General features: G+C 53.5%; 16 protein-coding genes. 4 read left to right on the top strand and 12 right to left on the bottom strand.

All coding sequences use genetic code 11. The annotated features are described in order from the left end of the window. Positions 1-82: 82 nt before the first annotated feature. The 7 genes from ABIC79_RS14835 to ABIC79_RS14805 form a co-directional block, all read right to left on the bottom strand. Positions 83-574 (bottom strand): PadR family transcriptional regulator, encoded by a 492-nt coding sequence (locus tag ABIC79_RS14835; RefSeq protein WP_013578085.1) that lies wholly within the window; start codon positions 572-574, stop codon positions 83-85. Positions 575-845: 271 nt separating this feature from the next. Continuing rightward, entirely contained in the window at positions 846-1,427 is a 582-nt protein-coding gene (locus ABIC79_RS14830; RefSeq protein WP_241917392.1) for a PqiC family protein, read from the bottom strand. Beyond that, positions 1,424-3,019, bottom strand: a complete 1,596-nt coding sequence (locus tag ABIC79_RS14825; RefSeq protein WP_037032776.1) for a PqiB family protein — start codon at positions 3,017-3,019, stop codon at positions 1,424-1,426. Before ABIC79_RS14825 ends, ABIC79_RS14830 begins: the two co-directional genes overlap by 4 nt. Next, on the bottom strand, positions 3,012-3,635 hold the full coding sequence (locus tag ABIC79_RS14820; protein ID WP_013578088.1) for a paraquat-inducible protein A: 624 nt from the start codon (positions 3,633-3,635) through the stop codon (positions 3,012-3,014). The genes ABIC79_RS14825 and ABIC79_RS14820 overlap by 8 nt, the downstream gene beginning before the upstream one ends. Beyond that, the gene (locus ABIC79_RS14815) at positions 3,632-4,249 is read right to left on the bottom strand and encodes a paraquat-inducible protein A (protein ID WP_354567624.1); all 618 of its coding nucleotides are present in this window, start codon (positions 4,247-4,249) and stop codon (positions 3,632-3,634) included. The genes ABIC79_RS14820 and ABIC79_RS14815 overlap by 4 nt, the downstream gene beginning before the upstream one ends. A gap of 26 nt (positions 4,250-4,275) precedes the next feature. After that, the gene (locus ABIC79_RS14810; protein WP_013578090.1) at positions 4,276-4,938 is read right to left on the bottom strand and encodes a DUF3313 domain-containing protein; all 663 of its coding nucleotides are present in this window, start codon (positions 4,936-4,938) and stop codon (positions 4,276-4,278) included. A gap of 207 nt (positions 4,939-5,145) precedes the next feature. Further along, positions 5,146-7,518 (bottom strand): TonB-dependent receptor domain-containing protein, encoded by a 2,373-nt coding sequence (locus ABIC79_RS14805; protein WP_370461751.1) that lies wholly within the window; start codon positions 7,516-7,518, stop codon positions 5,146-5,148. Between the two features lie 387 nt (positions 7,519-7,905). Here ABIC79_RS14805 and ABIC79_RS14800 point away from each other — a divergent pair, with 387 nt between their 5' ends. The 3 genes from ABIC79_RS14800 to ABIC79_RS14790 all read left to right on the top strand — a co-directional run bounded on the left by ABIC79_RS14800 (position 7,906) and on the right by ABIC79_RS14790 (position 9,953). After that, positions 7,906-8,517: a TetR/AcrR family transcriptional regulator gene (locus ABIC79_RS14800; RefSeq protein ID WP_013578092.1), complete on the top strand. Its 612-nt coding sequence runs from the start codon at positions 7,906-7,908 to the stop codon at positions 8,515-8,517. Between the two features lie 138 nt (positions 8,518-8,655). Beyond that, positions 8,656-9,468, top strand: a complete 813-nt coding sequence (locus tag ABIC79_RS14795; protein WP_168444344.1) for a siderophore-interacting protein — start codon at positions 8,656-8,658, stop codon at positions 9,466-9,468. Positions 9,469-9,470: 2 nt separating this feature from the next. Beyond that, positions 9,471-9,953, top strand: coding sequence for a PadR family transcriptional regulator (locus ABIC79_RS14790; protein WP_223509528.1), 483 nt, complete (start codon positions 9,471-9,473; stop codon positions 9,951-9,953). Positions 9,954-10,008: 55 nt separating this feature from the next. Here the strand turns inward: ABIC79_RS14790 and map are convergent, their stop codons facing one another. After that, entirely contained in the window at positions 10,009-10,809 is an 801-nt protein-coding gene (gene map / locus ABIC79_RS14785; RefSeq protein WP_168444345.1) for a type I methionyl aminopeptidase, read from the bottom strand. Beyond that, entirely contained in the window at positions 10,802-11,056 is a 255-nt protein-coding gene (locus ABIC79_RS14780; protein ID WP_013578096.1) for a ParD-like family protein, read from the bottom strand. Before ABIC79_RS14780 ends, map begins: the two co-directional genes overlap by 8 nt. A gap of 159 nt (positions 11,057-11,215) precedes the next feature. Between ABIC79_RS14780 and ABIC79_RS14775 the strand changes: the two genes are divergently transcribed. After that, a complete protein-coding gene (locus ABIC79_RS14775) occupies positions 11,216-11,605 on the top strand; it encodes a hypothetical protein (RefSeq protein WP_013578097.1) in 390 nt (129 codons plus the stop codon). 100 nt (positions 11,606-11,705) lie between these two features. Here the strand turns inward: ABIC79_RS14775 and ABIC79_RS14770 are convergent, their stop codons facing one another. From ABIC79_RS14770 to ABIC79_RS14760, 3 genes are read right to left on the bottom strand one after another with little or no spacing between them, the layout of a single operon-like run. Next, entirely contained in the window at positions 11,706-11,972 is a 267-nt protein-coding gene (locus tag ABIC79_RS14770) for a pentapeptide MXKDX repeat protein (protein WP_013578098.1), read from the bottom strand. Between the two features lie 51 nt (positions 11,973-12,023). Further along, entirely contained in the window at positions 12,024-12,827 is an 804-nt protein-coding gene (locus tag ABIC79_RS14765) for a molybdopterin-dependent oxidoreductase (RefSeq protein WP_354567619.1), read from the bottom strand. Positions 12,828-12,837: 10 nt separating this feature from the next. Then, entirely contained in the window at positions 12,838-13,464 is a 627-nt protein-coding gene (locus tag ABIC79_RS14760) for a cytochrome b/b6 domain-containing protein (protein WP_013578100.1), read from the bottom strand. Positions 13,465-13,590: the final 126 nt, after the last annotated feature.

Raw genomic sequence — 13,590 nt, 5'->3', positions numbered from 1 at the left:
GCCCCGGCTGTTTTATCGAAATAAAACAGTCAGGATCCCGTTAAAATTATTTAAAGATGTGCCGTTGTTTATAAATCAGGAATCATAAATCATGAATTTTCTTCGTGACCTCATTAATGTATTTAACCATCTGCTGATATATTTCCGGCGTGACCTCACCGTTATAGGCTTTCGTCCGTACGGTGATTTTTAAATTCTCAATGGCGTAAATTATTTCAGGTGCGGGCGGCGGGTTATTTTCAATCACGCGCTTTTTCATTTTTTCTTCTATGGCGCGGATTTCGTTTCTTCTTGCCGCCAGATATTCAGAACCGGCCGGTGTCATGGAAAACTGTTTTTTCCCGCCTTCTATTTCTGCGGCGGTGGCAAAGCCGTTGTCAACAATATGCGCCAGGATCGGGTAAATCACGCCGGGGCTGGGGATGTACACCCCCATAGAATAGCCTTCGATGGTTTTGATAATTTCGTAGCCATGCACCGGGTTTATCTGGATCAGATGCAACACAAACAGCGCCAGTTCCTGACGGGTGAACAGTTTGCTTTTACGCCGTACAGCAGGTTCGGTTTCGCTCATGATTTTTCTCCTTCGCTGATTGCCGACGACCTCAAGATATATCTTACAAGTTTGCAGGGCAAGACAGTGACGGAGCGGGAAACTAACGTAAGGATAGTGTTAATGTGTTGTTTTATAATGACTAAATCATGATGGTGCTCTCAGGTTCGCCCCTGTTGCTGACACTTCTTAACAGTTCAGAACAGGGGTAACTGATTGATCTTGAGATAAACGGCGGAAAGATGCCGTAAACCTATTTTTGCCGTGTAAGCATTGCGAAAAAGTCCGGTTTTCAGCGGCAGTGGCGGCTTTTTATGGCATCTGAAACATCGGCGGCCAGTGCCGCAATCAGTTTCTGTTGCGCGGTGATAAGTTCCGGCACGCCACCCGTCACGTCAATCTGATGCTGTGAGCGACAGGTCAGCATTTTTTCATCTGCGCCAAAACGCAGTTGCCAGCGGGCTGTCAGGCTGGCGTGACGTTGCGGCCAGGCATCCAGTTGCTGCACGGTTACGCGCAGGGTGATAACCGGTTTATCGGGCGGCGGTGTCAATTCGCGGATGTCTGTTGTATTCAGCGAGCGTTCAAGCTGCGCCGACAGCGCACTGCGTATTTCCTCCGGCAGCGGCGCGGCCCACAACGTGCTATCCGATATCACGATTTCGCCGTCACTTTTACGTATCACCAGTTGCGGCTGATTAAGCTGTTCAGGCACGGTCACCGGTTGCACGCGCAGCACAAATGCAGCCGGTGGTATCGCAGATGGCGCATTCTCCGCAGGTGTGATCAGGGTGTAATAATGAGGCGCAGGAGAGGCGCAACCGCTTAACCCCAGCAGGAGGCAAACCCTGGTTATCACGCGGAGGACATTCATGGTTGCTCCTTATTTTCACTGTTTCTGCCGGCGATCAGCGCCTGTGGCTGGCGCGTGAGCAGGCCGGTGAGGGTGCGCAGGGAATATAATGTCCGCTGGAATTCGGCCAGCGTTTGCAACAGCGGAGAGTCCGCCGCCAGCAGGGTTTGTGCGCTGCCCATCGTCTGATCGAACTGGCGCAGGGTTTGCGTGGTTTGTGGCAGAACCTGACGGTTCACCTGAATCAGCGTCTGATTGAGATTGCCCAGTGTGGCATTCAGATTGCTGCCAATCGACTCAATGGGCATTGTCGATAACTTGCCAATCAGTGTCGCGAGCTGTTCCTGCAGGTGATCAAAGCCGCCATTGAGTGTGGGGATCTGCAACGGACGCGCAGTCATATCAAAAGACACCGGCAGCGCCGAAGGCACAAAATCGAGCGAGATATACAACTGTCCGGTGAGCAGATTGCCGGTGCGCGCCTGCGCCCGCAGTCCGTGTTTCACCATGTCGCGCAGGAACGTGGCAGCCTGCTGCTGGCCGTCTTTTTCAGGTTTCGGCAGTTTCTCCTGCACATGCCCTAAGCGGTTCGGATACACCTCAATCGTCACCACCGAGATAAACCGTGAAGCGGCAGGGTCGTAATCGAGCTCAATCGCCGTGACTTTCCCGAGCTTCACGCTGGAAAACTCCACCGGCGCGCCGGTTTTCATGCCGCGCAGCGACTGCTGGAAGCGCAACTGCAACACCTGCGGCGTGCCGTCCGGCGGGGTCATTGCCGAGGCCTGATCGTCTGCCAGCGTATATACGCGGTGGCTGGCTGCCGGTTTTGCCGTGCTGTCGTCGGGCGGATTGGCAAACGCGATGCCCCCGGCAATCACCGACGCCATGGTCTGCGTTTTGATCTGCAAACCTTCAGAATCGAGCGATAAATCCACGCCGCTGGCATTCCAGAAACGGGTGGCGGAAGTGACGAACCGGTCATACGGCGCATCGATAAATACGTTCAGGCTGACGCCTTTGCCGTCTGGGCGCAGCGCATAGGAAGAGACCCGCCCGACCGGCACGCGGCGGTAATACACCGCCGAACCGATATCCAGTGAACCCAGATCGTCGGCTACCACTTCAAACTGTTTGCCGGGCATCCCGTTGATCACCGCCGGGGGCGATTCCAGTCCCTGAAAGTCACTGCCGGATTTCTGCGATGTGCCGGTATCAAGGCTGATATACGCGCCGGAAAGCAGGGTATCGATACCCGATACGCCGCCCATGCCGATGCGCGGACGCACGACCCAAAAACGGGTGTCCTCCCTGGGCAGATTTTCGGCGTTTTTCATCAGTGAAACGGTGACCAGCACGCGCCGGCTGTCGGGGCTGAGCGAAATCGATTTCACCCGCCCGACCGTGACGTCTTTGTATTTCACTTCGGTTTTACCGGCTTCTAATCCGCTGGCGGTCTGAAAAGTAATGGAGATTTCCGGGCCGGTATCCGCCCAGACCTGTAACAGCAAAAACAAACCCACTGATGCCGCTATGGCGGGCACCAGCCAGATCAGCGAGGGGCGAAAACGGCGCGGGACAATGTCCGGCGGGGGTGAAGCGTGTTCAGTCATTATTCTGATTTTCCCAGAGCAAACGCGGGTCGAACTTCAGGGCAGCCAGCAGGGTGAAGATCACCACTGCGCCAAAAAAAACAATACCGATGCGCGGTTCGGCAGTGCTGAGGCCGGGGAACTGCACCAGCGCTGCGATCATCGCGACCACCATCACATCGAGCATCGACCAGTAACCGATATGTTCCGTCAGGCGGAACAGGCGCGAGCGACGAAGCTGACCGGAAGCGGGACGTCGTTGTACCGCGATCAGCAGCCCGCCGAGGATCAGGAACTTAGCACACGGCACGACAATGCTGGCGGTAAAAATGATTGCTGCGATGATGTAATCACCGGCATCCCAGAACCCGGCAATACCGCCCAGAATGGTGCTTTCACTGCCGCGACCGGCAAAACTGTTGTACATCACCGGCAGTAAATTGGCGGGCAGATACAGCAACAGCCCGGTGAGCAGCAATGCCCATGACTGGCTGAGGCTGTCCGGCAATCGCGGATGCAGCGGCGCATGGCAGCGCGGACACGGCAACGCCCGCACGCCAGGCACCTGTTCGCAGGCCAGTCCGCAGACATGACAGCGCACGATGCCCTGCGTTAATGCGTGCGGAACCGGCGTCATTCGCGCTGGCCTTTCAGCGTTTTGAGGCTCCACAGCGGGTGGAAATCCTGATGGTTGATCACCGGTAATAACAGGCACAACCCGAGCAGCGCCCATGTGCCGGGGCCGGGGGTGAATTGCACCAGCCCCGAGAGTTTGATGGCGGCGATAAGAATGCTCAGCAACGCCACTTCCGCCATGCTCCAGGGCGCCAGCCCGGCCAGCAAACGCATCGCAGAAGCGAGCCCCGGCGCGGCTTTTTTCCGGCAGGCGTGCCATAACACCCAACCCAATAAGAGAATTTGCAGACACGGACAGACGATGATCAGCATGGCCAGCGGAATGGCCAGTGGCGATGCGTAGCTGTACGCCAGCGCCATCGCGGTTTGCCACAACGTTGCCGCCTGCACCTGACCATGAAACTGAATTTCCAGCACCGGAAAGGCATTGGCGATAATGAAAAACAGCGCGGCGGTGACCGTCAGCGCAAACCATTGTTCCAGACTCAGCCAGCTTCCCCGATACAGTACGGCACGGCAACGCTGGCAATGTGCGGCCTCGCCGGACCGCACAGGTTTTCGGGTATACAGACTGTCGCAATGTTTGCAAACGACCTGCTGCGGATAGATTTTCATGGTGATGTCCTGTGTCCTGCCGTCACTTATTTCAGTTGTGCCTGCAACTGTTCCGCGCCTTTATCCAGCCCGGTTTCGGCCGCACTCAGCGCACCCCAGGTCGCGCCAATGTTCAGCGAGTTCGGGTATTGCTTCGCGATATAAGCCTTCAGCAACTGATTGGAGGGGGCGTCATAAATTTCCACCGCATAACTCACGGAGCCGGTGAATGAACCCTGTTTGCCGCGCACTGACTGCACGATGTTGTACGGCCCGCCCATCAGATCAAAGCGGGTGAACGTGCCCAGAAACGCGGTGGTGGTTTGCGCGCCGGTGAGCGTCAGCCGGATACGTAAGGTGCCTGGGGTAATAGCGTTCGTCAGCGGGAAACGCCCGCCGACACTTTTGCCGAACTGCTGCTGCATGTACGCCGCCAGTTGCTGTTTTTGCTCCGCCGTGACGTCATCAAACTGGGCATCCTTGCCCTGATAAATCACCACCGGATCGAGGATCGCGCGGCTGTATTTATTCCAGTCCGTCGGGGTGTTGTAGCTGTATGCGATATGGCCTGAATCGTCCTGGGTATCAGGTTTCATTTGTGGAGAAGAGGTGACCCCGGTGTAGGGCACAGGCTGGGTACTCGCGCACCCGGTGAGAAAACCCAAAGAAATCAAAGCCGCCAGAGAATAGCCGTGAACGGATGCAGACATTTTTCCTACCTTTTTAAGAATCGTCGCGGGACGTCGGTTTCGGTTTATTTCAAAACCGTACGGTACGGTTCATTTATGGGGTAATAAAATTCCCATGTCAAGAAAATGTACAGGTGGGTTTAGTTTTGAGGGGAAGGTCACAAGGCGTAAAAAAGGCGTCATGTTTGCACATGACGCCTTTGATGTTGTCCGTTCGGGCGTTATCGGTTAGAAATCGACGTTCACGCCCAACTGGAAGCTGCGACCCGGCATCACAGCCAGCGCTTTGTTGTACTCATCCTGATTGGTGGTTTCGGTCAGGGTGCGGCTGCTCAGGTAATCCCAGTATTTGCGGTCGGTGATGTTATAAACGCCACCGCTGAGTTTCACGTTCTTCGCGACTTTCCAGTAGGCCGTTGCATCCACCATACCGTAGCCCGGCACATTCATGTATTCGGTGGTGGAACCCGTGATTGGCGTCCCGGCATTGGTGTAGCTCTGGCGGCTGGTCGCTTCGGCTTTTTTACCTTTCACGAAGGTGGCGGTCAGGGCGGTGCCGTAGATGCCGGATGGCGCATCCCATGCCACGCCAGCCACAAACTTCATTGGCGGCACGCTGTCGAGGTCAACATATTTGTCGCCATCGTAGCTGGATTTCGATTCACCCTTGGCATAACCCAGTGCGAAGGTGGTGCTCAGGCCATCAACGCTGCTGAACCAGGTACCGTAGTTAATTTTGGTACTCAGATCGCCACCGTAGATAAAGGCTTCATCGCGGTTTTCTGCCTGATAAATCGTATAAATATTGGAGGGCACGTTGGTGAACATACCCGGGCTGCCCGCGCGGGTGTAACGGGTGTTAGCAATGAAGTTTTTGTAGGTGTTATAGAAGAGGGAAGTCTTGAAGGTCACGCCTTCCGTGGCTTCGCCTTTCATGCCCCATTCAAAGTTATTGCTGGTTTCGGTTTTCAGATTAGTGTTACCGATCAGCGCGTACTGACCACGTCCTGCATAGTTAGAACCGAGGTTCCAGGAGCCGTAAAGCTGGCTGGCATCCGGGAACTGGGCACCGCGCTGGTACTGCAGGTAAGTCATCAGCTTAGGGGTGATGTCATAGGTGAAGGCCAGTGATGGCAGGGCCTGTGTATCGGAGTTGGCTTTACCGTACAGGGTGGAAACCTGATCTTCAGAAACAATGCTGTTGGACAAGTCTGACAGGTTTTCTGCCTTGGTATTCTGATACGCGACACGCACCGCAGGCACGACAGAGAAGTTATGGCCGTCGAGGTCAAACTTGATGGTGTCTTGCAGGAAGCCGCCGAGGATATACGTCCGGCTGTTAGCTTCCGGCTGCATGATAGTCGTGAAAGCACTTTGATCCGGGCTTTCGCGGAACGGACGTTCAGTGTTGGACACGCGGCCGTTGATACCGGCACTCAGCTCATGGCGACCCAGCGTTTTTAGCCAGCTGGTCTCCGCGCCGTAGGTGTTCACGTCATAGTTTGAGTAGACGTTCATCATCTGCTTACTTTCGTTTGGCAGATAGGTGTTGTCGTGTGCCTGGGTGTACTGGTAATACACTTTCGAGACGATGGCATCCACGTAATCGTTGAATGGCGTCCATTCATCTTTCAGGCTCGCGCCCCAGCGGCGGGTGTTACTTTGCTGTTGTGCGGTACCCAGAATCGCGCTGCCAGCATTGTTCCAGGTATCGTAATGGGTGTGGTTCACTTTCTCGTAGTAATCGAGGGTGCCGGTGATTTTATGCGCATCATTCGGCTGCCAGATGACCGACGTCATAATGGCGTCAGAGTGCCAGTTGGCCGGATACGCATCGAGCGTATCGCTGTTGTTGCTGGTTTCCTGGCCGTCGCGGCGGCTGATGGCGATCAGGCCCCGCAGGGTTTCGTCACCGGCGGCAGCGGTGATGCCGTTGTGCCAGGAACGATCCGAAGAATCATAATCAGACTGGTAACCGAAATAGACTTCCTTGCCCGGACGCAGGTAATCGTCGGCAGATTTTGGCAGGAAGGAAACGGCACCACCGATGGAGGTGTTGGCGCGATCGGCTGATGTGGCGCCGGATTCAATATCCACCTGACCGTAAATATACGGGTCGATGTAATCGCGGCCAATACCAAAGGTGTTCAGGCCCGCACGGCTGACGTAGCTGCGCCCGGTAGCGTTTGGCTGCGGAATACCGTCGACGTCAATACCGACGCGGTTGCTTTCCAGGCCACGGATGTTATAGCCGGTATAACCGCTGCGGTCGAAGCCGCTTTTGCCATTGCCGGAGCCGCCACTCGCGCCGGTCGCGGTGATCAGCGGCTCATAACGCATGATAGTGCCGAAATCATTACCGCCTTTTCGCTGCATTTCTGCCGCCGTGATGGTGGTTTTCGAGCCTGGTTTTTTATCCGGCATCGTTTCGGTGACAGTCATGACTTCTTCATTGTTCTGCGCCAGATCCTGCGCGGTACGCACCGCCGGTTTTTTTTTGATGGCTTCAGAAGATTGCGTATTGCTTGCTGTGAGATCGGTATTGTCTTTAACGGCTTCCGCTGCATTTACGTTAAAGGTGGTGGTGAGAATCGTCCCCATGAAAATGACGTTTTTCACCAAACCCTGCTGTGTAAAGGATTTGAACATTTGTTATAAGTCCTGGACTAATTTTTTTAAGTTCTGCTCGCATTTACTGCCTTTCGACAAATCAGACGCGCTGGTCATCTGCATGCAATTCTTCCGTGAAAAGGCCATTGTCCTTATAAAATATGGGTTTATTTAACATCCGCACCCATTTCGGCTTTGTGAGAATGATAATGATACTGATAATTGTTATCAACAAAATGATAAAAAAAATGTAGTTCTTAACGAAATCTTTGCAATTCGTCTTTCGAAACGGGTCAGGGGGGCGCGGCTTTACAAGCCGGAAAGGCATGGTTAGAGTGGGTACAAATAGAAACTGTACCGTACAGTTAAGGAGTGAAAATGAAGGTACGTACTGAGGCCAGAAGGGATGCCATTGTGGATGCCGCGGCGGAATTATTTCAGGAGTGCGGCTACGAGCGTGCTTCGATGAATGAGCTTGCCCGGCGGCTTGGCGGATCAAAAGCCACACTTTACAATTACTTTCCCTCCAAAGAATCGCTGCTGGTGGCGGTGGTTAAAGCCTACGCCACCGGGCATCTTTCCGATGCCGTTGACGGGCTTTCCGCCCCCTTGCCTGATCTGCCGCTTGAAACAGTGCTGACCCGTTTTGGTGAAAGAATGTTGCTGGTGCTGACCAACGACGGTACCGCGCTGGCGGTATACCGGATGGTGATTGCCGAAGCCGGGCGTTCTGACATCGGTATGTTGTTTCACGATGCCGGTCCGGGTGAAGCCATCGAATCACTGGCGGCATTTTTAGCGCTGGCGATGCAAAAAGGGCAACTCGGCAATGCTGATGCCGATTTGCGCGCGCGCCAGTTTCTGGCGCTGGTGACGGCGCAAACCAATATGCGTTTGTACCAGAGCGACCCTGCGCCACTGGACGTCATCGAGATCAAGCAACTGGTGAAAAACGCCGTCGAGATGTTCCTGTACGGCGCCGTGCGCTAGCCATTCTTCCTCCTGCCACTGCAATCCGAAGCCATCCACCGTGATGGCTTTTTTGTTTTTCCTTACACTTTCCGGGATTGCGGAAAACATGACTAAGATATATCTTTCTGTAAACCTTATCGCAAAAGAGAGAACGTGATGGCACAACATCGCACTGAAACCCCTGCCGCAAATCTGCCGGTTCGTGTCAAAAATGAACTGGTTTTCCGTCATATCACGGTAAAAAGCAGTGAAACGATTTCCGGCTGTTTTAAACGCATTGTATTAAACGGCGACGAGCTGAGCGGGTTTACGTCACGCGGCTTCGATGACCACATCAAACTGTTTTTCCCGGCGAATCCGGGGGATGTCATTACACCACCCACCGCCACCGAAGAAGGGATTGTGTGGGGCGAAGGGCCGCGTCCGCTGAACCGCGAATACACGCCGCTGCATTACGATGCACAGACCAACGAACTGACGCTGGATTTCTATATTCACGACGGGGGTGTCGCCAGCGAATGGGCGGCTGATGCGAAGCCGGGCGATAAACTGATCATCGGCGGGCCACGTGGTTCACTGATCATCCCGACCACCTATAAATGGCAGTTGTATGTCTGCGATGAAACCGGTCTTCCGGCGGTGAAACGCCGTCTGCGTGAGCTGAAACAGGCGGCGTCTGACGCCAAAATCACCGTGCTGGTGAAAGTGAAAGACGTGAGTTGCGTCAGCTATTTAGATGATGAACAAGACTTCAACATCGAATGGATTGTCAGCGATGAGCACAACGGTTATCAGGAAGATGACGCGGCGGTTAAAAAACTGAAAAGCCTGCCGCTGCCAGAAAGCGATTACTACATCTGGGTCACCGGTGAAGGGAAATTCGCCAAAGGGCTGAATGATTATTTCGTGGAAACCCGTGGATTGGATGCGAACCTGGTGCGTTGTGTGGCCTATTGGCATAATAAATAACGATGATGAATCATAAACACCGCCGCGAAAGAATGTTCGAAACGGGGGATATCCGCCTGCTGATGCTGCATTTTTTGCAGCGGCGTCCCGCCCACGGTTATGAACTGATCAAGGCCATCGAAGAATTATCCAAAGGTGAATACACGCCGAGCGCCAGTATCATTTATCCGAACCTGACCTTTTTAGAAGAACAGGGGTTGATTTCGGCCAGCCAGGAAGAGGGCGGTAAGAAGCAATATGCGATTACACCGGAAGGTTCGCAATCGCTGGCTGAACAGGGAGAACTGCTCGGCTCAGTGACGGAAAAACTGCATTCGCTGGCGATTTTATCCAACAATCGCAGCATTCCTGAAATGCAGCGCGCGATAAACAATATCCGCATGGCGCTTAACCTGCGGCTGGCGAAAGGCCCCATCGGACAGGAGACACTGTATAAAATCACCGATGCGTTAGACCGGGCGACAAAAGAAATCGAGCGCAGTTAGCCGTACCTCAGAAAGCAAAAAGCCTCCGGATGGAGGCTTTACTGTCCCGGTATTGTCACTTCTCTTCCGGCCACGGGGTCAGTATTTCATAACCATCTTTCGTCACCGCAATCATATGTTCCCATTGTGCGGACAACGAATGATCTTTAGTCACCACGGTCCAGCCATCGGGCAGGACTTTGTTTTGTTTTTTACCGGCATTGAGCATCGGTTCGATGGTAAATAACATGCCTTCCTGCAATAACAGCCCGTGACCTTGCTCGCCATAATGCAGCACCTGCGGATCTTCGTGATAGCCCATGCCGATGCCGTGGCCGCAATACTCTTCCACAATGGAAAACCCTTCGCGTTTCGCGACAGTGGCAATCGCATGGCCGACGTCGCCGAGCGTTGCGCCGGGACGTACCACTGCAATACCGGCCATCATTGCTTCATAGGTGGTATCCACCAGACGGCGCGCCATAATGCCGGGTTCACCGGCGTAATACATACGGCTGGTATCGCCGTACCAGCCGTCTTTGATCAGCGCCACGTCGATGTTAACAATATCGCCTTTTTTCAGCGCCTTATCGGAAGGAATGCCGTGACAAATCACGTGGTTGACGGAGGTGCAGGTGGTTTTCTGATAGCCGTGATAACCGATATTGGCCGGGATCGCCTGCAATTCGTTGACGATAAAATCGTGGCAGATGCGGTCCAGTTCGTTAGTCGTAACGCCTGGCACTACGTACGGCGTGATCATATGCAACACGCGCGCCGCCAGTTTACCGGCGATACGGGCTTTATCGATGCCTTCCGGCGTTTTGATCATGCGGTTATTGTTGACGAAATACCTGCTGTCTAAACCATTATTCATTGCTTGCCTTCCTGTGTGTGCCACCCACGTTTAACAGCGTGCGGATACTTCCGGTGTTTTCTTCAGATTCCATGCTGCACTGCACCAGCAATTGCGAAATCTGGCTGTGCGTCATATCAGGATGGGTTTCCATCAGCATGCCAATCTTCATCCAGTGCTCGGCCTGTGCGTTCATCGAACGCGTATAAGCCATGCTGGCAATACGCAAATTCTCGTGCATCAGTTCTGAAATCTTAATGATACCCATGGGCTTGCCTCGGTAGTATACGAATCATATATGTTTTATATACTACGCAAAGCGAAAACGAAACTCAACCAGCGTGTTTCATGACACCTTTCGGAAAATGGCGTATATTGTGTTGATTTTTCAAGCTCTTATCCCAAATTTTAAATCCAAAAGGTTCACATGAAATCTACAAGTAAGTTACTTATCGGCCTTGTCTGTGTCATGGCGCTTTCTGGCTGCGCGCGTACCGAGCCGGTAACGACGCCGCATACCACGCTGGCAACCCATAATTCAGAAAGTCAGATCAGAACCGCTATTATCGACGCAGGGCAAAAACGTGGCTGGATAATGACGGATGGCGCACCGGGCGTGATTAACGGTCATCTGAATAACCGTGAACACAAAGCAGATATCCGTATTACCTATGACACCCGCGGCTACACCATTAATTATGTCGGCAGCACCAATCTGCTGGCCGGGAAAGGCGAGATTCACCGCAGTTACAACCATTGGGTGAATAATCTCGACAATGATATTCAGATTCGCCTGGCGTCCAGTGCCACAAAATAATTAAGTGTTAAGGGGCGGGTTATTGGCTCTTAACAGAAAGTAAAACGCCTCCGCTGAACAGACGGAGGCGTTTTCGCTATATGGCCGGGTTTAGTGGCGCTTACTGGCCCGAGGACTCTTTTTTCATCGCGTCTTTGGACATGGAATCTTTCGACATGCTGTCTTTCTTCATGTGATCTTTCGACATGCAGTCTTTGCCCATACTGTCTTTCGCCATGGTGTCTTTGCTCATGCTGTCTTTTTTCATGCAGTCTTTTGACATATGGCCCATGGTGTCTTTCTTCGCCATTGCGTCAGCGGCATAGGTGGTGCTCACTGCGCCCATCATCAGGCAAGCAGACATCATCATTATGGTTAACTTTTTCATGGTAAATCCTTCTCTATAGGTTTGATGTACAAAGGGTGTTGTGGAGAGTGTTCAGCTTCCGCCGAACCAGTTGTAGCCCTGATCTTCCCAGTAGCCACCGGTAAATTTATTGGTAATTTCAATCACTTCGATGTGTTTCGGATTCTTGTAGCCGAGTTTGGTCGGCATCCTCAGCTTCATCGGGAAGCCGTATTGTCGCGGCAAAATCTGGCCGTCGTAGGTCAGCGCCAGCAGGGTTTGCGGATGCAGTGCCGTCGCCATATCGATACTGGTGTAATACGCGTCGGCGCATTTAAAACTGACATATTCCGCCGTGAGATCTGCCCCGATCAGGCGCAGAAAATCGCCGAACGGCACGCCGCCCCATTTACCAATCGCGCTCCAGCCTTCGACACAAATGTGTCGCGTCACCTGACTGACCTGCGCCATTTTGTACAGCGTCGGCAGTGACCATTCGCGTTTATCCAGTGCCAGACCGACGATTTTCAGGCGGTAAGCGTCGCCGTCGACTTGTGGCGCGTCGTCTTCGGCGTAAAAAGCGTTAAACGGAAACGGACGGGTGATCATCGATTCGGCATACACCGGCGCGAGGCGTGTTGAACCGAACAGCCAGCCCTGCACGCGGTCATTGAAACCGGAGATTTTGCCCAGCGCATTTTCCACGCTGGCGTTATCGCTGATATCGCAACCGGTCAGCATCGCCACGCCGCCGAGTGTCAGTCCGCGTTGTAAAAACAGGCGGCGGGAGGGCGCATCCAGTTCGCGGATAATCTGTTTTTTCGCTTCCTGTAAAATCGCTTCGCTGTCGGAAGGACTGAAAATCTGGCTGAGGGTTCTTTTAACGATGTTTTTCATCATGTCTTCCTTAACGCCCGCGGATCATGGCAATCAGGGTTTTCGGCACCAGCGCCACCATCACGATGTGCAGCACCACGAATCCCACCAGTGAAGCCATCGCCAGAAAATGCACATAACGCGCGGTATCAAAGCCGCCCATCAGTTCGCGCAGCAGCGGGAATTGCACCGATTTCCACACCACCAGCCCGGAAAGCACCAGCACGATGCCGTCGAACATCACGAACACATACGCCGCACGTTGCACCATGTTGTAGTGCCGTAAATCGTCGTGTTTCAGCTTGCCACGCAGGGCAGCCCGCAAATCATTGAAGATGCCGCGTGGCGTCAGCGGCCAGAATTTCTGTTTCATCCGGCCGGTAAAAATGTTCATCAGCAGATAAAACAGGCCGTTAAAACCGAACAACCACATACCGGCGAAATGCCACTGAATACCGCCGCCGAGCCAGCCACCCAGTGTCATCGCTGGCGGGAAATCAAAATCAAACAGGGGTGATGCGTTATAAATCTGCCAGCCGCTGGTCACCATAATCAGCACCGCCAGCGCATTCAGCCAGTGGGTCAGCCGCAGCCACAAAGGGTGCACCGTGGCCGGTTTGGATTTTGCCTGATGAGGTAATTCCGTGTGTATTGTCATAATGAAGTCCGGCTGTCCGCCCTGTGATGTAGCGAGTATTGAGCGGATTTGTTCCCCGAGACCTCACGCAAAGTTAAATAAAATGTGATAACTCGCAGACGGTTGCTTGTGTAGACTCAAACCATT

The organism is Rahnella sp. 2050, assembly GCF_040544515.1.
Lineage (GTDB): Bacteria > Pseudomonadota > Gammaproteobacteria > Enterobacterales > Enterobacteriaceae > Rahnella > Rahnella aceris.
Note: the sequence above shows the minus strand (reverse complement) of the source record. Positions and strands in the feature narration are given on the sequence as shown.